This window comes from Paenibacillus rhizoryzae (assembly GCF_059686995.1).
The window spans coordinates 726,856-750,689 of the sequence record NZ_JCAALT010000002.1 but is presented as its reverse complement, the minus strand read 5'-3'; the positions used below and the strand labels follow the sequence as shown (position 1 = coordinate 750,689).

Here is a 23,834-nt window from a genome sequence, read left to right as displayed (position 1 = left end):
TTAAAGCGGAACAACCCTCTCCGAATTGCTCCTGTAAGCGGAATATCCGCTTACAGTCCCCAGCAAGAGCAACAAAAAAGCCAAGAGTCGAATACTTCGACTCTTGGCTCAAACCCGGCGCTGCCGCCACCGCCAGCACAGCTGCCGCATGCAGCCGTGCCGCCTCAGTCGTTTTCGACGACGCGGGCGACGGGGCTGGCGCAGGTGCGGCATTTGCCGGTTAGCAGCAGCGCGTATTTCTCTTCGCGGATGCTGTAATCGACGATCTCGACGGCGCCGCCGCAATTGCCGCAAAATACGTTGCGGACCAGCTTGTCCCGCAGCTGCTGCGGGATGGATTTCCATGCTTGTAACGCTTTAAGCGAAGTGACATTATCGGCCTTGTTCATGCGATTCTCCACTCCCATTCGATTCGAATTACTTGAGCCAATCAGCCAATGAGATCAGAACAATAATGCGAGCCATTCCTCTCGCTCAACCGGACCGAAGCACAGGGTCAAATCAACGTTCGCGAGCGCTTCAGCGACGGCTTGCGGATTATATCTCACACCGGCGAGCCGATCAGTAACGAGGGACACTTCAGCAGTTCCGAAGAAATCGCCGAAGACAGAGGCTTCGGCAATAACGCCTTCCTGCACGTTAAGCCGAACATCGAAGGTGCCGGCCGTTAACCGTTTGACCTGCCGCACATTGAATGCCGGCGAGCGTCCGTAGTTCCAGTCCCAGCTGCGGTAGCGTTCTTCCGCGAGCTGCTGCACGGCGGCGATATCCGCATCGGTCAGCTTGTACTCCGGAATTCCGGTGCTGCTGCCGAAGATCGACTCCAGCAGGAACTGGCGAAATTGCTCCATCGTAAGCGGCTCCCGCAGAAATTCCGTGATGTTCGCGACACGGCTGCGGACGGACTTGGTCGCTTTGGACTCGAACTTGGCCGGGTTGACGTTCAACGCCGAAACGATGGAATCGACTTCGGAGTTGAATAGCAGCGTACCGTGGCTGAACATTCGCCCTTTAGAGGCGAACTGCGCGTTGCCGGAGATTTTGCGCTCACCGACCTGCAAATCATTTCTTCCGCTCAGTTCTGCTTCAACACCAAGCTTACGAAGCGCTTCTACGACAGGCTCGGTAAACTTGCGGAAGTTATGAAAGGAGCGTCCGTCGTCCGAAGTGATAAAGCTGAAATTGAGATTGCCGAGATCATGGTAGACCGCGCCGCCGCCGGATAGACGACGCACGACATGAATGCCATGCTCCTCCACATAAGAGCCGTTTACCTCTTCGGCGGTGTTTTGATTTTTGCCGATGATAATGGATGGTTTATTAATGTAGAAGAGAAGATAATCTTCTCCGTCGCTGCCTAGGTTACGAAGCGCGTACTCTTCTAGCGCAAGATTCCACGAGGGATCATTGTTGTTGCCGTTATCGATAAATCGCATCGTATGTCCTCCAAGTTAGTTCGTCGTTCCCCACGCGGCTTTGCGAATTTCAGAAGGAGTGCTGCCTGTTTGTTCCTTCACGAGCCGCGAGAGATGAAACGCAGTCTTGAATCCGCATCTTGCCGCTATTTCTCCCATGGAAAGACCGGATTGAGAGAGCAATTCGGTTGCCTTGAGCACGCGGTAGTGCCACAGATAGCGGATCGGTGTAAGGTGATGATGAACGTGAAACAGACGGACCAGGTGCTCCGGCGATACGCCGGCAGCGCCGGCCAGATCAGGAAGCGAAATCTCCTCCGTATAGTGCTGCTGGATATAGGTCAATGCTGCAATGATGCTGGGATGGAGCTCCTGCTGCTGCTTGGTTTGCGCAATTCTGGCTGTAAACAGCCGAAAGGCGGAATATCCCAGACTTATCATGAGCTCGTCCTGCTTTAAATAATCATTTTGCAAAGAAAGCAGCATATCGGTCACCGAATTGAGCGCTTCCGGAATTGGCATGCTAAAGGGCAGACTGTCCAAATAATGGAGTTCAGCATCCGTAAGAGCCGAAACGGATAAGGTAACCCAGCGATGCCAAGACTCTTGCGATTCGGCAAAAGCAAAATATTCGTGATGCTGCGGTTTCAGCAAAACGACTTGTCCGGCTTTGACAGGATGGCGAGTATCATCAATAGTCAGATCGAGTTCGCCGGTATGGAGCAGTACAAGCTGTATATCTTGCTGCACCCGAGGTCCATACGTACCTTTTGGCGGGTAGACGATGGTGCCGGCGTAGGCGGAAGTGATTTTGTCGTAAGGGAGTCCTGAGCTCATGCCAATCGTTCCTCCTTCCTTATATTATAGCGCTCGAACTGCAAAACAGGAACATCGCGCTGCTCAAAAAAAGAACAGCCCGGCGTGGCCGCCAGGCTGTCTGCATGAATCTAATAAACTCTTCTCGCACCCGCAAAACGTGGCCCCCAATAGGTGTTGTCCAGCTGCTGCACGTAGATTCCCTTTGAGGATAATGCCGAAATGAACGAACCGTTGCCCATATAGAAGCCGACATGATCGACTTCCCCTGTCGATGGACTATTATGGAAGAAAACAAGATCTCCCGGCTGCAGCATCGGCTTGCTCACCGCGAAGCCTTGGCTGAACAGGTTCGAGGAGGTAGTCCGAGTTTGCGGAACGCCGAATTTCGTGAACATATAATAGATAAAACCGGAGCAGTCAAAGCCGCTTGCCGGACTCGTGCCACCCCAGGTATAAGGAATGCCGAGGTAGGAGGACGTATCCGCGATGAGTTTTTGCTTCAGGATCGCATGACTAGCCGCTTCGAGCGTCAATGGACCGGTTATGCCGTCTGCGCGAAGTCCATATTTACTTTGAAAGGCGACGACGGCATCGCGAGTAACGGTGCCATAATAGCCGGTTGCCGTAGGATAGTTGAAATAGCCAAGCTTCTTCAAATCAGTCTGCAACGCCGTAACAACGCTGCCGGAAGCACCGATCGAATAAGTGACAGCGCTTGCATGAGTTTCTCTGACAAAAGTCGTCGCTTGCACGGCGCCTGACAGAAGCATGAAGCTAATGGCCGCCAGTATGGTTTTCTTTCTCATGATTGTCCTCCATCTCTGTTTATGTATAGACCACCACTTCAGCATACCAGCATCTCATGCGAGCGATAACCTGTGTTTTGCTGGGAAAAAAGAAAAAGCCCGGCATCGACAGCCGGGCTTTTCTCGCATTAATAGAGCGGAAACTTCTTCTGTAAATCACTGCGTGAAGTCGTCGCATCCTCGCGGATATAGTGGCATACATAAGAACGGCGCCAGCGGTCGGTGCTCCGATTGCGAGTGGAGGAATGAATAAGCAGCTCGTGGAAGAAAAGAATATCGCCTTTCTCCATGATGACCGGGACCTGCTGCTTCAGATCAATTCCTTCCGTTTCATCCGTCCACGGCTCGTGCTCATCAAGATTCTTAACGGCGCCATGCGGCAGGAGGCCAAGGCGGTGCGACTTCGGAATGACCCAGAGACAGCCATTCTCCTCGTCGACGCTTTCTTCCATTGCGATCCAAGCCGCGATCATCGTCATCGGATCGTTCTTAATGTAATAGAAATCCTGATGTGCCGCTTGTCCCGGGGAACCCGGCTCTTTGTAGAAAAACATGCTTTGCACGCAAACGGCTTCACGGCCCATTAGCTGGGCAAGCGTGCCGCGCACGATCGGCAGCTTCATCATTTGACGCGCGAATCCGTCATGCAGGTGCGGGTTGAACAAGCGGACCGAATATTTCTTGCTCTCTTCGCAAGCGGCCCACTCCGGCATCGGCTTCTCGTCGCGCAAATCATAGATATGTCCGTTAAAGGCATCGATCAGGTCGGCTGAGCAGCCGTTCTTAATCAGCAAGAAGCCCTCATCATTAAATTGATCTATTTGGGCTTGTGTAATTGGCGTCGTTAAGCGTGGGACTACTTTGTGCATCGTTCTCATCCTCTCGCATCGGTTAGCTCAAGCTTACTGCGAAGGCGAGTCGACGACAATGGCTGACATTATCACAAATATATCTGGAATTGATATTAGATGTGGTAATCGACGACGACAACACTTTCAAGCAGACCGTCCAGCGATTTCACGAACGCTTGATGAACAGGATGCGGGCCGTAAGCGCGAAGGGCATCTTGGTTCTCGAAGGTTACGCGGAGTCCTAGGGAGTACCCGTGGATATTGCCGGTTTCCTCCGTAATGTTTTGTCCGGCAGTGAGATCAACGATACCTGGAATAGCGCCTTTAAATGCGAGCAGGCTGTTTACCAGCTCTTGTTCCTTCTCGGGTGTTACGGTGGCGTTCATTTTGAAAATAACGATATGCTCAAACATGGGATTCGCTCCTTTAATAGTTGAATGTAAGCAGGTGTTTCGTTGGTGATTGTCCAATACAAAATTATAGCAGAATCGTTCGCGATAATGGAGAGCGTCAGTCGAATATGCGAGCCCAAAATAAAAGGGCACCGGCAGCCCGGCACCCTTGCTTGTTAACCCATCATCATTTTGCTGCCGGACGCTGCGGCATCTTCTTCTTCGAAGGCTTTCGCATCGGTCATCCACGGCGTTACGCCGAGCAGCATTTTGCGCATATTCGATGTTGCACCGGCTTTGAGCTCCTCGGAAGGCTCGTAACCCGGCCATGTGCGCAGGCAGGATTGGGCGTAGTTATAGATGAGTGAGCGGCGAGTCACATCTGAGAAATTGTTCAGCGCCGAGTGATACGTGTAGCCGTTGAAGATAACCGCCGTACCGGCTTTGACATTCATTCTGACATGGCCCGGCAAATCCTCCTGCTTCTCCACTTTAGGCAAATCCTCATCCTTCATGTGGATGCTGCCGGGCAAGAACGCAAGGCAGCCGCCGTCGTAAGGCACATCGGAGAGGAAGTAGAACACCTTAACCATGAATGGGGCTTGCTTATCGCCAAAGAAGATCCTCGTAGTCGTGTCACGGTGCCAGTTGGTATGCGAGATTTTGCCCGGTGGTTTGAGTAGAGCGTCGTTATCGATCATAACGAATTGATTGCCGATCATATCTCGCAAAATGTTCATCATTCGTTTATGCTCCAAAAGCCCGGCGAAGGTTTCGCCATACTCAATAATGCCGCAAATCTGCTTCACATGGTTCAGCTGGCCGGTAGCCGGGTTGACGCGATTATTGACTTCGAATTCATGAAAAGCCCGATCCATGTCTTCGTTAATGGAATCGACCTCTTGGCTGCTCAGAAAATCCTCAATCACTAGAAAACCGTCACGTTCCCACATCAATTGCTGTTCACTCGTTAATCCGTATAGGCTCATTCTTAGACCCTCCTAGTCAGTAAACGCTTTAATTAACTTTAGTTTACGACATAGAGAGACGCTATTGAAGCTAGCGAATTGCCGAATACACTCAATAAATTGCTGTTTGCAAGAAAGGGGCTGACGCAATTAGAGGCGGCGTAAGCTTCGGCGGAAATCCCGCGGCGAATCATGCTGCACTTTCAGAAAAGCATGCAGAAAGGCGTTATAGCTCGCAAATCCGCTTTGCACACTGACCTCGCCGATCGAGAGCGATGTGCTGATGAGCAAACGCTTCGCATGGTGAACCTTCTTGAGCAAGACGTATTCCTTCGGCGTGACGCCGTATTGCTTCTTAAATTGACGGATAAAATGATACAGGCTGAGATTGGCGATTTGGGCCAGCTGCGAGACTTCTTCGACCTCCAGATAGTTCGCATCCATGAATGCCCGCGCGCGCTGCAGCGGCTCCGGTTCGGAGCCGTGGTTTGTCAGCCAAGAACCTCCTAAGTCGCGCTGCTTTCGGAAAATCTCCATAAGCAGCTGATAGATATGCGCAGACAGAGGCATTTCATAAGCCGGATGCTGCTCTCTCATTAGTTCTACAATCTGTTCGAGCAGACTGTGGATTTCATTGACAGCCGGGAGATTTTGCACGATGGAGTAGGAAGGTTCGCCGAACAGCTTCGGCCAGAAATGCTCCATGTCGATGCTGTCGAACACCAAATAGTACATTTCGAACGCGTTCTTCGCTTCCGTTTTATAGGCATGAGGCAGCCGCATGTCATGCACGACGCAGTCGCCTTCAACGATCTCGATCCACTGGTTCGCATGCTTGAACGCGCCTTTGCCTTTCGTAATGAACAGAATTTCATAGGCCGGATAATAGTCGCGTGTATAGAGAAAATCCGATCGGGGCGCATCATAGCCACCGATTAAACCAAAGAACAAGTGGCTTCGCGCAAACTCGCTTGGGGTGCCGACAATTTCGAACGAATTCATAATGCCACCGTTCCTTTCAGACGAGTCTTTGATAGGCTGCTTTCATTATAGCTCGATCATGTGGAATGCTGCATGCTAAACTGGAAGGGGGTTGATAGATATGGAGAAACAGGAAGCAGCCGCACTCGCGGCATGGATCGAGCGATCCAGTGCCCGGCCGGTCGGCGCCTATGATGTAACGCGAATCAGCACGGACGGATTGCCGCTTTCGAACTTTCATCAATGGTCCAATGGCAAACCGCTGGTGAATGCGTATCATATTGCCCGTACAATCGGCGGCGCGTTATATGTATTGTTTATCGACTGGCATCGGAATGACAACTATTATGTGGTCATATATGCAGGGGACAAATCGACGACGCATGCCGAGATTCAGAAACTCGTTTATGATCGTGAAGGGAAACCGTCTTATCTGCGCTGGACGTACAGTCCGATGAAACGCGATGGCGGCAATGCGGTGCGCAAAGCGTATTTCAAGCAGCAATGGGGCGAGCTCGCCGCAACAATTCCGGTTCTGGGAACGCTGCGGGAGAACGAGTCGGATGTTTTCTGCGATGCGCTTTTCGAATTGGTGGAGAAACGACTTCGAGCGGACAGGGCACCTGAACTTTTTGACGAAATATAGAACTGTTTATGAATTTGCCTGTAATGGAATAGGAATTCAGGGCAATAAACGGTATAATACCGATTAGGGATTTATTCTTACCGGCGTTCTTATGGTCGCCAGCACCCAATAAACAGCGAATAAGGAGTATGAAGATGTCAAAAACATTGATTTTCGGACACAAAAACCCGGACACCGACACAATCTGTTCGGCAATTGCTTACGCAGACTTGAAAACAAAGCTTGGCCAAGAGGTTGAAGCGGTTCGTCTTGGCGAAGTGAACGGCGAAACGCAATACGCGCTGAATCAATTTAAAGCGGCTGCGCCACGTTTGGTAGAAACCGTTTCGAACGAAACAAGCAACGTTATTCTTGTTGACCACAATGAGCGTCAGCAAAGCGCTAGCGACATCGATAAAGTGCGCGTCCTTGAAGTTATCGACCACCACCGTATCGCTAATTTCGAGACCGCTCATCCGCTCTACTACCGCTGCGAGCCTGTAGGCTGCACGGCGACCATCCTTAATAAAATGTACAAAGAAAACGGCATCGCGATTGAAAGCAACATTGCAGGTCTGATGCTTTCGGCAATCATCTCCGATTCCTTGCTGTTCAAGTCGCCGACTTGCACGCCGGAGGACGTTGCAGCCGCTCGCGAGCTGGCAGCAATCGCAGGCGTAACGCCTGAGACTTACGGCCTTGAAATGCTTAAAGCCGGCGCTGATCTCAGCGACAAAACAATCGCGCAATTGATTTCGCTCGATGCGAAAGAATTCTCGATGGGCAGCTACAAAGTGGAGATCGCGCAAGTTAACGCGGTTGACGTTAACGATGTTCTTTCCCGCCAAGCAGAAGTTGAAGCGGCACTGAATACGATCATCGCTGACAAAGGCCTTGATCTGTTTGTATTCGTCGTCACTGACATCTTGAACAACGATTCCGTTGCGCTGGCACTTGGTAAACAAGCGGCAGCAGTTGAGCAAGCCTACAGCGTGAAGCTTGACGACAACAAAGCGGTTCTGAAGGGCGTAGTTTCCCGTAAATCGCAAATCGTTCCTGTTCTGACTGAAACACTTAGCAACCTGTAGGATATAGAGGAACTAGGACATAGAAAAGAGGCCGATGAGCAATCATCGGCCTCTTTCTTTGTTCGTATCCGGCGGCTGAGAGTCGCGAAATGGAACGCTCAGCGTCCAAACTAACCCCATATCTCCCGTCCCGGCAGCTGAGAGTCGCCAAATGGAACTCTCTGGGCCAAAACCAGTCGAAAAAGAAGCTGAGAGTACGAAAATCGAACTCTCAGCGACCAAACTAACCCCATCACTCCCGTCCCGGCAGCTGAGAGTCGCGAAATGGGACGCTCAGGGCCAAAACCAACCGATAAAGGAGCTGAGAGTACGAAAATGGAACGCTCAGCAACCAAACTAACCCCATATCTACCATCCCGGTAGCTCAGAGTCGCGAAATCGAATGCTCAGCGACCAAACTCACCCCATCTCTCCCGTCCCGGTAGCTGAGAGTCGCCAAATGGAACTCTCAGCGCCAAAACCAACCGATAAAGAAGCTGAGAGTACAGAAATCGAACGCTCAGCGACCAAACTAAACCCCATCTCTCCTGTCCCGGCAGCTGAGAGTCGCGAAATGGAACTCTCAGCGCCAAAACCAGTCGAAAAAGAAGCTGAGAGTACGAAAATCGAACTCTCAGCGACCAAACTAACCCCATCACTCCCGTCCCGGCAGCTGAGAGTCGCCAAATGGAACTCTCTGGGCCAAAACCAACCGATAGAGAAGCTGAGAATATGAAAATGGAATTCTCAGCGACCAAACTAACCTCATATCTCCCATGCCGGCAGCTGAGAGTCCCCAATTGGAACGCTCAGCATCAGACTCAACAGAAAAAAGAGGCTGATGAGCAATCATCGGCTTCTTTTTTGATATAACGAATCGTACAGGGCTTATTCTCCTCAAAATACCATGGAAAATATTCTAACGAATCGCAGCGGTCTTATTTAGCGGTTTATTTGGATTTAAGAGCCGATTTACTACAAATAAGGTCTCTACGATTCGTTAGAATCTCGCAGACCCCAAAACCGGCCCAATAAGGTCTGTACGATTCGTTAGAATTTCGGACACCTCAGATTCGGCCAATAACGCCACAATAAAAGGCAGTTCAGGATGCTTGCATCCCAGACTGCCTTTTCTTGTTTCACATTCTATTCCTTAGCACTCATCCCAATGCTGATGATCTTGTACCCTTCAACCGGCACGGTTGCAGCGCCATCAGTCCCTAAGTCGACGGCTGCGTCCGCGTCTTCGAGCACAGTGCTCTCGTAGAGTCGCCCATGTGACTGTGAGCTGACCGTCAGCTCAGCCGGTTCACCGGAGAGGTTATACCAGCGAGCAATCAGATCGCCGCGCTCTTCGTTGATCTTCACGCTGGAGAGGGCGAGGCCCGATCCCGCCGCGCTCCAATCGAGCATGTTTTGCTGTGCGGGCAGCGGCCCTTCGTGTACGCCTGTTTGGCTGGCCTGCATCGGCACCTGGAAACCATATGCTTGCTGATAAGCGACGAACCGTGAATCTCCGCCTCCGTGAGGGAGGATCATCCATTCCGCATGATTGGAGCCAAGGCACTGCGCATCCGGCGTTAGGAATACGCCCCAATCACCGAGCTCGCCGGTTGAGCGCAAGATCGTCACCGCAATCGTTCCGCTTTCGTCACGCAGCACTTCATATTCGTTGAGACCTTTATTGGCAATGGTCAAACCGCGGCCGTTCTCATGCACGTCGACAAAAGCGCTCTGATGCTGGCAGTTGCTCGGATTAACCCATTCCTCAGCAGGAATCGTAGCTCGTTCAGCAACTTCAAAGATGGAATCGGCGTAGTGTTTCGCCGCTGTAACGCCGGAGGGGAACAGGACGCGCAGACGCTGATCCTTCGCAGGATTATGGAATGCAGCGTGGACGCGAACGCCTTCCTCGGAACGGCTGAGACTAACGCGAGTCACAATGGTGATCGGCACTCGCTTCGCAGAACGCTGTGCTTTCCGGTCAAGGAAATTGACCATCGTGGCGATTTCCTGCTCCAGCCGCTCATCAGCCTGCTCCGGAATATCGAACGTATGTGTAATTTCATACGTCGCCCGGTACGCTGTGTCTTCGACAAGCTCTACCTGTGCCGCAAGTCCTCTGGTTGTAATGGCGGTGTCGCCTTCCGGCTGCTTGAAAATATATTCGTTGCCGATATCGCCGACATTCTCATAAACGCCAAGCCCTGCATAGGTCTCACCGTTTCGTTTGTCCTTAATCGTCAGGCTGCCGTCACCAGCGACCGTAACGTGGAGGTAGGCATTCTCCATCGTGTTCTCCTCAGCGACCAACGACGATGGCTGCACCAAGGCCGCCGATTGTGCCGCCGGAATCCATGCGAAGCTGGAATACCCCATCGCAGGCAGCGCTCCGGTCTCGAACGTTACCGTAATGACGCGGGCAAAATACGGTTGTCTAAACTTATCATCCGGCAGATCATAGCCGAATCTTACGCCATGGTCCACGCTTGTGAAGTCCAGCTTCTCACCTAGGTGGTTCACGAGATAGCCCGCAGCTGTTGTATGTTCTGAGACATAGTTCGAATTGTTCGCCGGGCTCTCGCCTGGCTTGAAGTAGCGGCGGCCAAGCTCCAGTTCCACGGTTACGACACCACTCTGCGCATATCCGCTCGTGCTATATACGACGAATGGCGCGCTGTCCGAGCTAATCGAAGCGAAGCTCGCTGTATCGATTTGTGCGCTCAAATGAGCCAAGCTATCCGCAATAACGGCAGCCGCAACGCCTTTGCTCTTCTCGAAACGTGTTTTCATTTCATGGTACACTTCATCCACGCTGCAGCCGCAAATGCTGTCATGCGGGTGATTTTGCATCAAGGTCTTCCATGCATAATTAAGCAGACCGTGTGGATATTGGCGGCCGTTCACATGGGCAAAAGCAGCCAAAGGCTCGGCGATCTTCTCCAGCATGGTCTGATTTTCTTGGTTGAGCTGCTTAATATAGATACGCGACGAGGCTGTATTGACGAGGGAGTACCAGCCGTCAGTACGTTGACCGCGAAGCTCGCCTCTGATAGTGCTTAACGTCTCAGGCAAAGTAGACTGCACGGCTGCAACGTAATCATCGTAATTCGAGTGAATGAATTCATAGTCCGGGTACAGCTCGCGCGCCGTCCGCAGTGCAGCGGATAAATTCGCCTGAGCGGGCTGGTGATCGCAGCCGTTCATAAGAAGCAAATGCTGCGTAGAAGCATACTTCGACGCGTTCGCGATGGCATTGTCCCAGAACTTGCGCGCCGCAGCCGGCTCCTCAGGGATCTCCATCCCGTTGTTGTACCAATTAGCGAACAAGATGCCGAGCACCCGCGAGCCATCCGGTGATTCCCAGTGCAGCTCCGAGAATGGCGATTCGAGGTCCAATGCTTCCGACACGCTATTATTGAAGCCGGTAGCTTTCACGCCGCGGCCGAATACAGCTGTTGTGATGCCGGCTTGCTGTAAAATCTGAGCAGCCTGCCCCATGTTGCCGAAAGAGTCGGGGAAGTAGCCAAGCTTAGAGACAGGGCCATACGCTTTAGCGTCACGATGTCCGATCTGCATGTTGCGAATATTGGCTTCGCTGCTGGTCAGAAACTCATCCTGCAGAATGTACCAAGGGCCGGCAGAGAGCTTACCTTCTTGGACAAGCGCAATGAGCTTCTCGCGTTTCTCAGGATATACTTGCAAATAATCCTCGAGCACGATCGTCTGACCGTCGAGGTAGAAGCTGCGAAACTCCGGATCTTGATCCATAATTTCGAGCAAGCCATCCATCGTTTGAATGAGTTTGGCATGATGTGCCTCGTAAGGCATATACCACTCACGATCCCAGTGGGTGTGCGAAATGACATGTATAATTGCTTTTGGCGTCGACATAAAGAGGGCTGACCTCATTTCAATGGAATATTAAAATATACTTTAATCATAAATCGATCCCTAATTATTGTAAATCCGTATTTATTAAAATATATATAAAAAAATCCCACGACCGCTTAAGCGTCATGGGAAGGTAGGTTTACCGGTCGATTGCCGTACGATCAGCTTCGTACCAAGCACGAGCTTGGATCGGCTGCGTTCTTGTGCCGGAGCTAAGACGAGCTTCGCCGCATCGCGGCCGATACTGTAGAAATCCTGCTCCACAGTTGTGAGCGGCACTTCCAGATGCTCGGTGAAGGAATGGTTATCGAAGCCGGTAACAGACAGCTGCTCCGGCACCGCAATTCCTCGCTGGAGCGCAGCCTTAAGCAGCCCGGTCGCGGTAAAATCATTCACGGCTACAGCGGCTGTAGGCGTTGGCGTAATGGCAAGCAGATGGTCGAGCAGCACATCGTACGGATTGCCGGCAGCCTTGTTTACCTTTAGCTCCTCCAGGTTAATTAACCATTCGGGCTGAGGCGGAATGCCTGCTTCAATGAGTGCGTTGCAATATCCTTTGTAACGGTCGCTGACGGATACCGCTTCTTTCCACGATTGGCATACGAAGGCAAGCCGTTTATGACCAAGCTGGATGAGATGCGATGCAAGGCTGTAGCCTGCTTCAATATTGTTCGACACAACGAGCGGCGCATCCAGCCCTTCGATGTTTCGATCAATGAGCGTGAACGGGATGCCTTCGATGGCAAGATGACTGAAGACATCGATGTTCTTGTAGCTGGATACCGGATAAACGATGATGCCGCTGACGCGATCCTTGGCCAGCTTCTGAATGATACTCCGCTCGACGGCGTCATCATATTTGGAATTGTGGAACGTGACGTATAGGCCTTGCTCTGCGCACTCTTCCTCTACGCCGCGGAAGATCTCATATCCGATCGTTTCGCTAAACGGCATCACGAGCGAAATGACGGGGATGGGCAGTGTTGAAGCTTGTGGTGTCGAGCCTGCCGCGTCTCCTAAGTCGGTTAGATGGCCAGCCATCGGTTGCGGCGTTCTATCCGTTACGAAGGTCCCTTTTTTCTTAATTCGCTTAATCAAACCATCGGTTTCCAGCTGCCTCATCGCATGGGTAACGGTAATGGCGCTCACGCCGAACTGCTCCGCGATTTCCGGTCCTGTCGGCAGCTTATCGCCTGCGCGCAATTCCTCCGAAACAATCCGGTCCGTATAGTAGTCGATTAAGATTTGATAGCGGGGTCTATGATCTTTCACGCTGATCCTCCAAACCGATCCGTCTCATTAATATATATTTTATTAGTATAATGCAAGTTGGAGGGCCTGTACAATAGAGGTCATATGTAGCACAAGGCATGCAAGAAGGGATTGGAAGCCCATTCCAATTTAGGGCTGATGTGTTATGCTTGCAGGGTATGGGGAAAAATGTTCCATAGAGGTAGAAGAACACAATTCTGGAGGGCAATAATGGACGGCAAACCTTACGTAATTGCAATTGCCGCTGTATCCGGTGGCGGGAAGACGACGCTGACCGAGCAGCTGCTTGAACGTTTAACGCATGCACAGGCTTTATATTTTGACGATTATGACTTTGAGGATAGTCCGCAGGACATTTGTGATTGGGTAGAACGAGGGGCCGATTATAATGAATGGAATCTGACCTCGTTAAGGAACGATATTGAGCTCTATTTGCAGGATGCTGAGCTGGAGTATCTTGTGCTCGATTATCCGTTTGCCTATTTGAACAATGACATTCGTGAATTTATTGATTTGACGGTATTTATAGATACTCCTCTAGATGTTGCGGCTGCCCGAAGAATATTGCGCGATTATGCTTATCGGTCTATGGATGATTTGCGACATGAGTTAACCAACTATTTAACCCGCGGCAGGGATGCCTACTTGGAGATGCTGCGAAGCGTCAAACCAAATTCGGACATCGTCATCGACGGTACGCAGCAAACAACAGAGATGGTGGATCACATTCTACATGCCCTGCAATAAAAGATGGCTGCGCAGAGATGCGCAGCCATTGCTATTGGAATAACACCTATTTGCTAGGCTTCGTCAACGATCAGCTTGCCGACCATATCGCGATGGCCTGAACCGCACATCACGGAGCAGTGGAATTCGAAGGTGCCAGCATTCGCGGCATCGAATTCGCCGTCGCCGTTGCCTTTGATGTTTACGTTGTAATCAGCAATTGTAAAGCCGTGACCGCCATCGTCGCTGTGAAGAGTGATTTTGACATGATCGCCTTTCTTCACATGAATCTCCTTCTGATCATACTCGAAATCTTTGGCCTCAAGTTTAATCTCTACTGTCGATCCGCTTCCTGAATCTGCGGTTGTCGTGTTCGTGGATGCCTCGTTCGTACTCGTGTTTGCAGTTGCCCCATTTGTGTTTGTGCTGGCGCTGTTGCTGTTGGTGCTGTTGTTGTTCCCGCATGCGCTGGCTAGTGCTGCAATGAGTAGTAATGACGCTGCGAGTATAGCGAATTTGGCTTTCATGTTTCTATCACTCCTTTACCATTATGGAATCATTACCCATCGTAGCATAGAAAGATTAAAGGAATATGAAAGGATTGGTATTATTTTCATGGAGTTGTAAGACAGCTTAACAAGATCTACATATCCAGATTACATCCTCTTAACCTACTCTATATAAACTTTAGTAGAAAAGATTATTAGGAGGTAGGAAAATGGTTTCGCAAAAGAAAATCGCATTGAAAAGCACACTTGCTGCAACAGCGGCAGCGGCGCTTGTTGTAACAAGCATCTTGGCTACACCGTCGACTGACAAAGCGGAGGCAGCTTCCTCGCAAACGAAAAATGTCATTCTTTTCGTCGGAGACGGAATGGGTACAGCACAGCGCGACGCAATCCGGCTGGCTACTGTCGGAGAGAAGGGCAGCCTGGCGATGGATGCTATGCCGTTCTTGGGACTTATTCATACAAGCTCTACAATACCCGTAACAGACTCAGCAGCATCTGCTACCGCGTATGCTAGCGGAGTGAAAACGTACAATGGCGCTATCGGAATGGATGCCGATAAGAAGTCGGTCAAAACGATTATGGAATATGCAAAAGATGCAGGTAAATCGACGGGTGTTGTTACAACGAGCCAAGTGACAGATGCTACCGGTGCAGCGTTCGGTGCCCATGTTGAAGACCGCGCCAAGCAAAGCGATATCGCGCTGCAATATTTGACGAAGAGCAAGCTTGACGTCATCCTCGGCGGCGGCGAAGATTTCTGGTATCCGGCAGGCGAGCCGGGTAAATTCAAGGACGAGCCGGCTGAAGATCCGTCGGAGAAGAGCAAAGGCACGCAAGGCAATCTCGTGAATAAAGCGAAGCAACTGGGCTACAGCTTTGTTTCGAACAAAACGGATATGCAGAAAGCCAAAGGCGGCAAGCTTCTCGGCTTGTTCGCCAACGAAGAAATGTTCCAACAGCGTGCAGAGGGTGAAGGGGATATCTACAACCCTGTCGTATCGCTTCCGGACATGACGAAGAAGGCAATCGATACGCTGTCTGCCAACAAAAAAGGGTTCTTCCTGATGGTTGAAGAGGAAGGCACGGATGAGTTCGCTCACCAAAACAACGCAAAAATGACGATCAAAGCCGGTCAACAGCTGGATCGTTCCGTACAAATCGCGAAGGATTTTGCTAAGAAAAATCCGGATACGCTTGTACTCGTGCTTGCTGACCATGAAACTGGCGGCTTCTCCATCGAAGAAGTGGACGATAAAGACGAGACTGGTGATGGCATTTCCAAAGAAGACGGTCCTTTCGCCATCGCTAACTCCAAGCTTAACTTTGTTGTAGACTGGACGACTTCCGGTCATACGGCAGTAGATGTTCCGGTTACGGCAACAGGCAAAAACTCGCAGCTGTTCACTGGCAGCTTTGAGAACACGGAAATTTTCAATAAATTGATGCAGGCATTGGGCTTTAAAGCTGGCAGATAAGCGGATTTTTAAGAGAAAGAAGCTGGCTGCGGGAATCGCGGCCAGCTTCTTTTGTTTGGATTGACAGGCATGTTCAGGGTGATTCAGAATGGGAGTGTATCCTATAATGAACGGTCCTGGGAGGTAGGAAGCTAGTGCCTAAAATAACGGACTTTGTTTTGACCTCAGACAAGATTGAACAATTTTATCGGGAAGGTTACTTTTATGCTCCGGGATTCCTTGCGGCTCATGCGGTGGACGCCATCAATGCCGAGCATGTTGAGTTCGCCAATCAGCAGGGGGATGTCAAGTGGAGGAGTCAAGCCATTATCGATCTGGATAAAGAGAAGGACAGGTTTCCGCATACGACTGATTTTCTGACGGACCCGGACATCGTGAGCATCTTTGAAACCATACTCGGCGACAAAGTACGGATTTGGATGGGCATGTACGCTGTGGTAGCACCGCATGGCAGCGGGCTGGAGTGGCATCAAGATAATCAATATACCCATATCCTAGGGCATATGCTGAACGGGTTTATTGCGCTTGATCCGATCACGCAGGATAATGCGGGCTTGTGGCTTGCCCCCCGTTCGCATAGGCTGGGGCGACAGCCGAACTTGAATGCGGAGGGCGGCCATAAACGGGCGGCTGACCCGGAGAACGGCATCCCATGCAAGCCGATGGCGCCGGGGGATGCGGTGTTCTTTCATCGCGAAACGCTGCATCACAGCAAGCAAAATCATACGGATAAACCGCGACGCGCTTATGCTTTCCAAGTGGCGTCTGCTAGTTGCCGGTATGCAGAAACCGGCAAGCTGCTCGAGGATCGATTGGTATTGTCCGACTATCGCCGCCGTCAATAGCGGGGGATAAATGAAGCCGTCTCAACAGGTTGCTTGGCGCAACGGTTGAGGCGGCATGTGGAGGCAGTGCTTCGCCCCGATCCTGAGCCAGATTTATTGCATGGGATTGTTCAAATGTTGCAGTTGATGCATCCATTCATTCTCCCTAACACTTGGATTGGCCAAATGCTGCTTAGAATGCAACATTTAGCCGAGAATGGCCTCCTATGTAGCACAATGGAGCTTATTTGTTGCATTACGGGCACATTTTCGGAATGCGGTGCCAATTTCATCGCTGTCAGCAGCGGTCTAGTTAAGCCGATTATCGCGGAATCACGATCGATCGGCTTGCTTTTAGCAAAGCATCCATGGATAGGAGCGCCGCGAAGTAGATCAGCAGCGCGCAGGCGATGGAACCGACGGAACTCCAGAGAAGCGGCAAGCTTTGGACGACGGTTAGATAGTCAAAAGACCAGCGACCGCAAATTCCCATCAGCAGCATACAGATGCCAACCTTTAGGTAAGGTTGAATATTCATATAGATTCCGATTGAGCCCGATATCGAGAAGAAGTTTAGCAGGGTTTGCATGACGATTCCAATTCCGATGCCGAAGGTGACGCCGACAATGCCGAATTGGCTGCCAAACACGAATATCGCGATCGCTTTGAACGCTGTGGACACGACGTAGTTCCAAAGCGTAGCATTGGCGCGACCGAGTCCGAGCAGAATCGCATGCAGAGGAGCGTCGAAGTAATGGAGGAAAAACATCGGCGCTAAGATTTTGAGCAGCAATCCCGCATCAGGTGCGCCATACACAAGCTTCGTCAGCGGAGTTGCCCACTCGAACAAGATAACGGTAGCGGGTGCGCCGATCAGCAGTCCTAAATTAAGCGCTTGATTCATCCGTTCATGCATTAGGCGATCATTTTTATTCGCAGCCGCTTCCCCAATCGCCGGTATGAGCGCGGTGGACAAGGATTGCGTAATAAAGCTTGGCATGTAGAGCAGCGGGAAGGCGTAACCGGCCAACATCCCGAACTGCTTCGTGGCTAGTACTGTGCTTATGCCGGCAAGCGCGAGGCTGGTTGCAATGAGCAAGGGCTGGAATGCACTATATATCGATTGCACTACGCCTTGCCCGGTTGTTGGCAGGCCGATTTGCAGCAGCTCTGATAGCGTTTTTCTGCCGTGCTTGAGATGGCCGGTCCACGTCTCGCCCGGCAGTTTGGCTTCGCCGCGCAGCTTATAACTAATGACGAGGAATGAGAGGCTGAATGCTTCGCTTATGACTGAGGCGGCCATTGCGCCTGCAGCCGCGTAAGCTACTCCATATGGCAGCAGCAAGTGTACCATTGCGAGCACACAAGCAATCTGCACCGAATACTCGAGCACATCTGAAGCGGCGATGACCTTCATGCGCTGAATGCCACGGAAGTATCCTTTCAGCACAGCGGACACGGCAACGATCGGCGCGATCGGCGTAATGGCGAGCATCGCATAATAGGCGCGCTGGTCGCTCAGCAGAATGGATGCGATCCAGTGGGAGCCGAGCAGGGAAAGGGTCGTCAGCGCTAAGCTTAAGAAGCCGGTTACAGCCAGTGAAACATGCAGGATACGCCTGACCTTCACTTTCTCATCTCGCGCATAGGCTTCTGCAACCAGCTTCGATATCGCAACAGGTAAGCCGAGCTCTGTGATCGTAATGACAAGAGGCACGAGAGGGTGTGCCATCATTAATAAGCCAATTCCTTCCGCTCCCAGTGCGCGAGCGACATACATGCCGCTGATAAAGCCAAGAATTCGGTTTATGAAAGCAGCGACAGATAAGGCCATCGTCCCTCTCATGAACGATTCCTTCTTTTGTGCCATGTTTCGTTCCTCCTGCTCCTCGAATACTTAAATGTATTCATCATTCGGAAAAGCATGCGAACGAGCTGGTGGCTGTACTACTTTTCGGAACAACCGCGAACGCGAAAAGAAGCTGGCCGCGGTTATCGCGGCTAGCTTCTTTTGCTTCGTTATGCTGGCTCTAGTCTGTCAGCTGGCGTTTTAGCTGCCAGCCATCGGCAGGGGCATCCATGATGTACTGCTGCAGGCGGCCATCAGGGTTCTCAATGACCACCAACAGCCCATCTGACACCGGCAGTATGTTGTGAATCTCACCGCCCGGCACAAGCTGCTGGGCAACCGGCTCTAGGATAGGAATGAGCATATTCTCCAGCCAAATTCGCTCCTGATACCAACGAGGCACGGGAATTGAAGCGGGATAACCATTTACCGGTGCATGGAGGGCAAGGGCGAATTGCTGTTGTTCAAGCGGCAGCCCCGTTCCCGCTCCGATTGCGGCAACGAATCGAAGGCATAGCTCAATCGTATGCAGCACTTCGTCAACCTGCACACTGCCATTGGCATAACGAAATTCTACCGTCCCGATATCGAACCAAGAGGCTACATTGATGCCGCAGCGGTGAGACTGCGGGCGGCCAGAGTTGTGTACGGCATGGGCGGATGGATCTACCGCGAATCGCTCGCGCATCGCTGTCGTCACTGGAGGGCAGAAGAGCAGGCGATGCTCGCTCGTTTGCAGCAAGGCCTTCAGCGTTTCCTGATAGGTCAGTGCCGCATCAAGGAGTGGGAGCACCATTTGTTCTCCCCATGCTTCGATCCCGATATGCACATGAAGTCCGCAGCTCCAATTGGCCGTAGCCCCCTGTGCTTGAAGTCGGCTTAGCATGATGCGAATCTGATCCCGCTCCTCCCACACCATTGGAGGGGGCTTCAGTTCACTGCCGGACTCGATGCCGGTTTCATCTAATTGATGCTCATCCAAAGACATTACCCAGCCGGGCAACAGCGCAAGCTCTGCAGGTTTACCGCCTATAAACTCTATTTCAACGCCGAACTTAAGTTGTTTCCAATCTACTGTTTTGGGCCACATTGCGATCTTCCTCTCGTTTGTATGATGAGTCTTACTTGCTCATACTTCCGAAAGGGAAGAGGTGGACCTCGGGCTTACCGGGGGATTTTCAGTTTAGGCATCGCGAGCTCGCCTCCTGATGGATTTGGATATCGCTACAGTATTCGCGCTGGCGGCGATCCATTCCTTCTTACCTAGAAGAGCGTACACCGGGGCTGTCCCGAATCGCGTAATTGTCCAAGCTAGTTGGCGCATTCCACATAGATTAATAGATGAGAGGAGCTTATCCATCTCGATGTCAGGCTATTATTTTCTATGGAAAAGGAGTGAATGCGATGGCGGATTGCAATCAAAATCCAGTCGGTGAATGCTCAGAGGCGGAGGGTCGTGATACAACCGCGAACGGGACGGCTTCCCACGCTGAAGGGTATCAAACAACCGCAAACGGCGATGCTTCACATTCGGAAGGAAGCGGGACGACGGCAGGAGGAGGAGCTTCCCATGCGGAAGGCTATCAGACGCAAACGGTGGCGGATACAGCCCATGCGGAAGGAACGGCAACTTTTGCGAGCGGAGTAGCCTCCCACGCGGAAGGAAGTTCATCTGTTGCCAACGGTGCAGCTTCCCATGCAGAAGGTTATCTGAGTGTATCCAATGGACTTGCTTCGCATGCGGAAGGTATTTCATCCGTATCCAACGGTTCTGCATCCTATGCCGGAGGCAGGGAAACTATTTCTAATGGAGATGCATCCCATACGGAAGGCTTTCAAACGACAGCCAACTCGGATACCTCGCATGCGGAGGGCTATCAATCCACAACCAATGGAGATGCCTCCCATGCGGAAGGCTATCAGACCTTAACGGCTGCGGCTGCCGCTCATGCAGAAGGGTCTCAGACCATAGCCGGAGGCGGTGCAGCTCACGCGGAGGGCAGCAATACGCAGGCGCTTGCTTTGAACTCGCATGCGGAAGGGGAAGGAAATACGGCAAGCGGCCGGGCTTCCCACGTGGAAGGCGGAGGCGTGGATCTACTCGGCAATCCTTCGCCTAACCAAGCTATGGGCTTTTCGTCTCATGCTGAAGGGATAGGAACGGAGGCAAGTGGAGCCGGCTCGCATGCCGAAGGCGGAACGGTAGATGTTACGATAGCTCCCGGCCCTCGTGCGACAGCTGCCTTTGCCCATGCGGAGGGACAAACCACCGTCGCCAGCGGAACGGCCGCTCATTCGGAGGGTTTCCAAACTACCGCAAGCGGACCCAGTGCGCATGCGGAAGGCGCCAATACGAATGCCGGAGGGAGTTTCTCCCATGCAGAAGGCATAGGAACAAATGCGAGCGGAGTTTATGCGCATGCTGAAGGCGCGGATTCTATAGCCAGCGGTCAGGCTTCTCATGCCGAGGGAGAGAGTAACACAGCAAGCGGAAGAGCTTCCCATGCCGAAGGCGGCGCCGTGGATTCACTCGGTAATTTCGCGCCAAATGTCGCGTCCGGTGATAGCTCGCATGCAGAAGGCGTAGGTACGATGGCGACAGGATTCGCTGCCCATGCGGAAGGTGGAACGAATGATTTTACCGTTGCGCCCGGGCCAAGGGCAATGGCCGCTTTTTCACACGCAGAGGGTCAAACGACCATGGCCAGCGGAACGGCCGCGCATGCGGAAGGTTTTCAAACGACCTCGAGCGGTCCAGGCACACATGCGGAAGGGGCAAATACCAATGCGAGCGGGCCGTTCTCTCACGCAGAAGGAATCGGTACCAGCGCGAATGGTCCTTATTCTCATGCAGAAGGAGCCGATACACTTGCAGGTGGCCAAGCTTCACACGCGGAAGGGTCCTCCACGAAAGCGTTCGCTGCGGTATCTCATGCAGAAGGTAGTAATACGATTGTTGATATGTCTCATGTTGGCGCTCACATTATGGGGCAGAATGGAACAACCAGATTTCCGTTTTCTTGGCACTTGGCTAATGGACTCGTGGTGGGGCCAACCTTGAACTCGGCCGTTATTGAAGGGCTGACCGGCAATTTGTACCTTGATGGCACAGTCAGCTCACCGAACGCGGCCGATTATGCCGAGATGTTCGAAACGGCAGACGGGCTTGGTATCGATGTTGGATATTTTGTCACGCTTGATGATCAGGACTGTGATAAAATCCGCCGAGCAACGGACTCAGACCGTTACATCCTCGGCGTTGTCAGCGCTCGTCCGGCCGTCCTAGCGGATTCCAGCGATTTGCGTTGGCACAAGCTGTTCGTTACGGACGAATGGGACCGCATCCAGTACCATGAGGTGGATGTGCCCGAAATGCTTGATAGTGCGGGCAACGTACTGAGACCTGCCGGTATCAAGACAGAGCCCATGCTGAACCCGGATTGGAACGAGGCGTTTGACTATGTGCCGCGTTCGCAGCGTCCGGAGTGGGTGGCTGTCGGCGTGGTCGGCAAGCTGCTCGTTCGGGATGATGGCACTTGTATGCCAGGGGGCTACTGCAAGCCTAATGAAGAAGGGATAGCAACTTCAGCCGCTTCGGGTTATCGCGTCATGAAGCGGACCGGGCCGAATCAGGTGCGGATATTCGTGAAGTAAGGTTAAGGAGCTGCAGCTTGTAGAAAGTCCTGCTACTTTGATTGTGGCAGGGCTTTTTGTCGTTATGAGCCATGGCGAACCCAGCGTGCGAGGCGCTGAGAGTCGGGAAATCGAACTCTCAGCAACGCAAATCGCCAAAAAGAGAGCTGAGAGTTCGGAAACTGAACTCTCAGCTCTGAGAACATAACTAAACAGGCGTTACAGCGCTCTGAGAGTAGGCAAACCCACCTAAAGTGGCACCATATCGTCCATAAATCATGCCGTAAGCGGCTATTCCGCTAACAGTTCCGCAAACCCACCAAAGGTGGCACCATACCGCCCATAAATCTCGCCTTAAGCGGCTATTCCGCTTACAGTTCCGCAAACCCACCAAAGTTGGCACTATACCGCCCAACAATTCTCGCCGAAAGCGGCTATCCCCCCTCAGCCCCCTCCTCGCGAACTCCACCAACAAAAAAAACCCGATAAGAACCGGCAGCGCAATTGCGTGCGCGCCGGTTCTCTCCGGCTCAATCACTTAAGGCAAATTCACGCCGCGCGAAGCGACGTACAGGCGATACCAGTCTTCGCGCGAGAGGCGAAGGGTGGCGGCGTCTTTGCAGGCGCGGATGCGCTGCGGGTTGATGGTGCCGATGACCGGTTGGATGCCGGATGGGTGCGTCATCAGCCATGCGAGGACGATAGACTCGCGTGTCGTGTTATGCTTCTCGGCAAGCTGGGCCACGAGCGCGGCAGTTTGCACTACGCTTTCGCTTTGGCCTTCCAAGGAGCCGCCGGAGTAGCGGCCTTGCGCAAGCGGTCCCCACGATTGCAGCTGAATGTTCTCCAGGCGGCAATGCTCCATTGTGCCTTCCGGGAACACATTGTCGCGCCAAGCTTCTTGGTTCACGCTGACGGCGGTGTCGCAGAAACCGATTTTGTGCAGGCTCATTTCGAGCTGGTTTACGATGAACGGCTCGTCGCTATAAGCTTGCAGCAGACGAATTTGGCCGTGACTCATGTTGGATACGCCGAAGTGGCGTACTTTGCCGGATGCTTTCAGTGCATGGATCGCACTAGCTACATCTTCCGGCTCTACAAGCGGATCAGGACGGTGCAGCAGCAGAATATCGAGATACTCCGTGCCCAAGCGCTCCAAGATGCCATCCACACTGTCCAAAATATAATCCGCCGAGAAATCAAAACGATGCGGATTGCTCTCATCGCCGAAGCGAATGCCGCATTTGGATTGAATGATGATCTCCTCGCGAAGCGCCTTGCGCTCCTTCAGCAGCTGCGAGAAAACGCGCTCCGCTTTGCCGGAGGTATAAATGTCGGCATGGTCGAACATGTTGATACCGATCTCAAGCGCTGCATCGAGCGCTTCGTTGCCTTCGCGGTAATGCTCGGCGGTAATCGGGCTGTTGGCGTTCCAGTCGCCTCCAAGTCTCATGCATCCGAGAACGAGCTGGCTGGCGTTTATATTACGGCGTTGTAACGGAATAAGTTTCTGCGTCATAGGTTCCTCCAGAATTTCATATGGAATGGTCGAGCTCCTGTTTCATTATGATGCAGCTACTTGCAAAATAAAAGTAGTGAAAATATTGATACGTAATGATACAAGGTATATATAGTAATCAAAAGTATAGCGGTAATCTCGATAGATCTGCACCTAACATCCATAAGAATAGCCATACGCGCGCGCGGCGCAACTTGGTATAGTAC

The 23,834-nt window shown here is 52.0% G+C and carries 20 protein-coding genes; 6 read left to right on the top strand and 14 right to left on the bottom strand.

The genetic code is table 11. From position 1 onward, the window contains the following. Window positions 1–164: 164 nt before the first annotated feature. The 8 genes from AC6ESO_RS08435 to AC6ESO_RS08400 form a co-directional block, all read right to left on the bottom strand. Window positions 165–389: a hypothetical protein gene (locus AC6ESO_RS08435; RefSeq protein ID WP_494818007.1), complete on the bottom strand. Its 225-nt coding sequence runs from the start codon at window positions 387–389 to the stop codon at window positions 165–167. A 54-nt stretch (window positions 390–443) separates the two neighbouring features. Further along, window positions 444–1,436 (bottom strand): lipoate--protein ligase, encoded by a 993-nt coding sequence (gene lplA / locus AC6ESO_RS08430; protein WP_497090990.1) that lies wholly within the window; start codon window positions 1,434–1,436, stop codon window positions 444–446. A gap of 15 nt (window positions 1,437–1,451) precedes the next feature. Continuing rightward, window positions 1,452–2,252: a helix-turn-helix domain-containing protein gene (locus tag AC6ESO_RS08425; RefSeq protein WP_497090989.1), complete on the bottom strand. Its 801-nt coding sequence runs from the start codon at window positions 2,250–2,252 to the stop codon at window positions 1,452–1,454. Window positions 2,253–2,362: 110 nt separating this feature from the next. Next, complete coding sequence (locus AC6ESO_RS08420; protein ID WP_497090988.1) at window positions 2,363–3,040, bottom strand: C40 family peptidase; 678 nt, start codon at window positions 3,038–3,040, stop codon at window positions 2,363–2,365. Window positions 3,041–3,168: 128 nt separating this feature from the next. Further along, a complete protein-coding gene (locus tag AC6ESO_RS08415; protein ID WP_497090987.1) occupies window positions 3,169–3,909 on the bottom strand; it encodes a phytanoyl-CoA dioxygenase family protein in 741 nt (246 codons plus the stop codon). 95 nt (window positions 3,910–4,004) lie between these two features. Beyond that, window positions 4,005–4,304 (bottom strand): Dabb family protein, encoded by a 300-nt coding sequence (locus AC6ESO_RS08410; RefSeq protein ID WP_475836350.1) that lies wholly within the window; start codon window positions 4,302–4,304, stop codon window positions 4,005–4,007. Between the two features lie 155 nt (window positions 4,305–4,459). Then, window positions 4,460–5,272 carry a phytanoyl-CoA dioxygenase family protein gene (locus AC6ESO_RS08405; RefSeq protein WP_494818013.1) on the bottom strand — a complete coding sequence of 271 codons (813 nt, stop codon included), beginning with the start codon at window positions 5,270–5,272 and terminating at the stop codon, window positions 4,460–4,462. A 129-nt stretch (window positions 5,273–5,401) separates the two neighbouring features. Beyond that, window positions 5,402–6,253 carry a helix-turn-helix domain-containing protein gene (locus AC6ESO_RS08400; RefSeq protein ID WP_497090986.1) on the bottom strand — a complete coding sequence of 284 codons (852 nt, stop codon included), beginning with the start codon at window positions 6,251–6,253 and terminating at the stop codon, window positions 5,402–5,404. 100 nt (window positions 6,254–6,353) lie between these two features. On the opposite strand from AC6ESO_RS08400, the gene AC6ESO_RS08395 reads away from it, so the two are divergent. Both AC6ESO_RS08395 and AC6ESO_RS08390 read left to right on the top strand, forming a co-directional pair. Continuing rightward, the gene (locus AC6ESO_RS08395) at window positions 6,354–6,878 is read left to right on the top strand and encodes a hypothetical protein (protein ID WP_497090985.1); all 525 of its coding nucleotides are present in this window, start codon (window positions 6,354–6,356) and stop codon (window positions 6,876–6,878) included. 134 nt (window positions 6,879–7,012) lie between these two features. Further along, window positions 7,013–7,945, top strand: a complete 933-nt coding sequence (locus AC6ESO_RS08390) for a manganese-dependent inorganic pyrophosphatase (protein WP_494818016.1) — start codon at window positions 7,013–7,015, stop codon at window positions 7,943–7,945. Window positions 7,946–9,070: 1,125 nt separating this feature from the next. Here AC6ESO_RS08390 and AC6ESO_RS08385 read toward each other — a convergent pair. Beyond that, window positions 9,071–11,818 (bottom strand): alpha-mannosidase, encoded by a 2,748-nt coding sequence (locus AC6ESO_RS08385; protein ID WP_497090984.1) that lies wholly within the window; start codon window positions 11,816–11,818, stop codon window positions 9,071–9,073. A gap of 123 nt (window positions 11,819–11,941) precedes the next feature. After that, window positions 11,942–13,090 (bottom strand): LacI family DNA-binding transcriptional regulator, encoded by a 1,149-nt coding sequence (locus AC6ESO_RS08380; protein WP_497090983.1) that lies wholly within the window; start codon window positions 13,088–13,090, stop codon window positions 11,942–11,944. Between the two features lie 210 nt (window positions 13,091–13,300). On the opposite strand from AC6ESO_RS08380, the gene AC6ESO_RS08375 reads away from it, so the two are divergent. After that, window positions 13,301–13,837, top strand: a complete 537-nt coding sequence (locus AC6ESO_RS08375) for a nucleoside/nucleotide kinase family protein (protein ID WP_497090982.1) — start codon at window positions 13,301–13,303, stop codon at window positions 13,835–13,837. Between the two features lie 53 nt (window positions 13,838–13,890). On the opposite strand, the gene AC6ESO_RS08370 is transcribed toward AC6ESO_RS08375, so the two are convergent. After that, window positions 13,891–14,343: a cupredoxin domain-containing protein gene (locus tag AC6ESO_RS08370; RefSeq protein ID WP_497090981.1), complete on the bottom strand. Its 453-nt coding sequence runs from the start codon at window positions 14,341–14,343 to the stop codon at window positions 13,891–13,893. Window positions 14,344–14,534: 191 nt separating this feature from the next. Between AC6ESO_RS08370 and AC6ESO_RS08365 the strand changes: the two genes are divergently transcribed. Beyond that, window positions 14,535–15,803: an alkaline phosphatase gene (locus AC6ESO_RS08365; RefSeq protein ID WP_497090980.1), complete on the top strand. Its 1,269-nt coding sequence runs from the start codon at window positions 14,535–14,537 to the stop codon at window positions 15,801–15,803. A gap of 134 nt (window positions 15,804–15,937) precedes the next feature. Beyond that, the gene (locus AC6ESO_RS08360) at window positions 15,938–16,648 is read left to right on the top strand and encodes a phytanoyl-CoA dioxygenase family protein (RefSeq protein WP_497090979.1); all 711 of its coding nucleotides are present in this window, start codon (window positions 15,938–15,940) and stop codon (window positions 16,646–16,648) included. 301 nt (window positions 16,649–16,949) lie between these two features. Here AC6ESO_RS08360 and spoVB read toward each other — a convergent pair whose 3' ends face one another. Further along, on the bottom strand, window positions 16,950–18,497 hold the full coding sequence (gene spoVB / locus AC6ESO_RS08355) for a stage V sporulation protein B (protein ID WP_497090978.1): 1,548 nt from the start codon (window positions 18,495–18,497) through the stop codon (window positions 16,950–16,952). Between the two features lie 160 nt (window positions 18,498–18,657). Further along, window positions 18,658–19,566, bottom strand: coding sequence for an amidoligase family protein (locus AC6ESO_RS08350; protein ID WP_497090977.1), 909 nt, complete (start codon window positions 19,564–19,566; stop codon window positions 18,658–18,660). Window positions 19,567–19,880: 314 nt separating this feature from the next. Between AC6ESO_RS08350 and AC6ESO_RS08345 the strand changes: the two genes are divergently transcribed. After that, on the top strand, window positions 19,881–22,130 hold the full coding sequence (locus AC6ESO_RS08345; protein WP_497090976.1) for a peptidase G2 autoproteolytic cleavage domain-containing protein: 2,250 nt from the start codon (window positions 19,881–19,883) through the stop codon (window positions 22,128–22,130). Between the two features lie 517 nt (window positions 22,131–22,647). Here AC6ESO_RS08345 and AC6ESO_RS08340 read toward each other — a convergent pair. Further along, the gene (locus AC6ESO_RS08340) at window positions 22,648–23,628 is read right to left on the bottom strand and encodes an aldo/keto reductase (protein WP_497090975.1); all 981 of its coding nucleotides are present in this window, start codon (window positions 23,626–23,628) and stop codon (window positions 22,648–22,650) included. Between the last annotated feature and the right edge of the window lie 206 nt (window positions 23,629–23,834).

What these genes read in the sequence shown, in the direction of transcription:
- AC6ESO_RS08435 (WP_494818007.1), bottom strand. Translation starts at nt 389, where the DNA reads ATGAACAAGGCCGATAATGTCACTTCGCTTAAAGCGTTACAAGCATGG.
- lplA (WP_497090990.1), bottom strand. Translation starts at nt 1,436, where the DNA reads ATGCGATTTATCGATAACGGCAACAACAATGATCCCTCGTGGAATCTT.
- AC6ESO_RS08425 (WP_497090989.1), bottom strand. Translation starts at nt 2,252, where the DNA reads ATGAGCTCAGGACTCCCTTACGACAAAATCACTTCCGCCTACGCCGGC.
- AC6ESO_RS08420 (WP_497090988.1), bottom strand. Translation starts at nt 3,040, where the DNA reads ATGAGAAAGAAAACCATACTGGCGGCCATTAGCTTCATGCTTCTGTCA.
- AC6ESO_RS08415 (WP_497090987.1), bottom strand. Translation starts at nt 3,909, where the DNA reads ATGCACAAAGTAGTCCCACGCTTAACGACGCCAATTACACAAGCCCAA.
- AC6ESO_RS08410 (WP_475836350.1), bottom strand. Translation starts at nt 4,304, where the DNA reads ATGTTTGAGCATATCGTTATTTTCAAAATGAACGCCACCGTAACACCC.
- AC6ESO_RS08405 (WP_494818013.1), bottom strand. Translation starts at nt 5,272, where the DNA reads ATGAGCCTATACGGATTAACGAGTGAACAGCAATTGATGTGGGAACGT.
- AC6ESO_RS08400 (WP_497090986.1), bottom strand. Translation starts at nt 6,253, where the DNA reads ATGAATTCGTTCGAAATTGTCGGCACCCCAAGCGAGTTTGCGCGAAGC.
- AC6ESO_RS08395 (WP_497090985.1), top strand. Translation starts at nt 6,354, where the DNA reads ATGGAGAAACAGGAAGCAGCCGCACTCGCGGCATGGATCGAGCGATCC.
- AC6ESO_RS08390 (WP_494818016.1), top strand. Translation starts at nt 7,013, where the DNA reads ATGTCAAAAACATTGATTTTCGGACACAAAAACCCGGACACCGACACA.
- AC6ESO_RS08385 (WP_497090984.1), bottom strand. Translation starts at nt 11,818, where the DNA reads ATGTCGACGCCAAAAGCAATTATACATGTCATTTCGCACACCCACTGG.
- AC6ESO_RS08375 (WP_497090982.1), top strand. Translation starts at nt 13,301, where the DNA reads ATGGACGGCAAACCTTACGTAATTGCAATTGCCGCTGTATCCGGTGGC.
- AC6ESO_RS08370 (WP_497090981.1), bottom strand. Translation starts at nt 14,343, where the DNA reads ATGAAAGCCAAATTCGCTATACTCGCAGCGTCATTACTACTCATTGCA.
- AC6ESO_RS08365 (WP_497090980.1), top strand. Translation starts at nt 14,535, where the DNA reads ATGGTTTCGCAAAAGAAAATCGCATTGAAAAGCACACTTGCTGCAACA.
- spoVB (WP_497090978.1), bottom strand. Translation starts at nt 18,497, where the DNA reads ATGGCACAAAAGAAGGAATCGTTCATGAGAGGGACGATGGCCTTATCT.
- AC6ESO_RS08350 (WP_497090977.1), bottom strand. Translation starts at nt 19,566, where the DNA reads ATGTGGCCCAAAACAGTAGATTGGAAACAACTTAAGTTCGGCGTTGAA.
- AC6ESO_RS08345 (WP_497090976.1), top strand. Translation starts at nt 19,881, where the DNA reads ATGGCGGATTGCAATCAAAATCCAGTCGGTGAATGCTCAGAGGCGGAG.
- AC6ESO_RS08340 (WP_497090975.1), bottom strand. Translation starts at nt 23,628, where the DNA reads ATGACGCAGAAACTTATTCCGTTACAACGCCGTAATATAAACGCCAGC.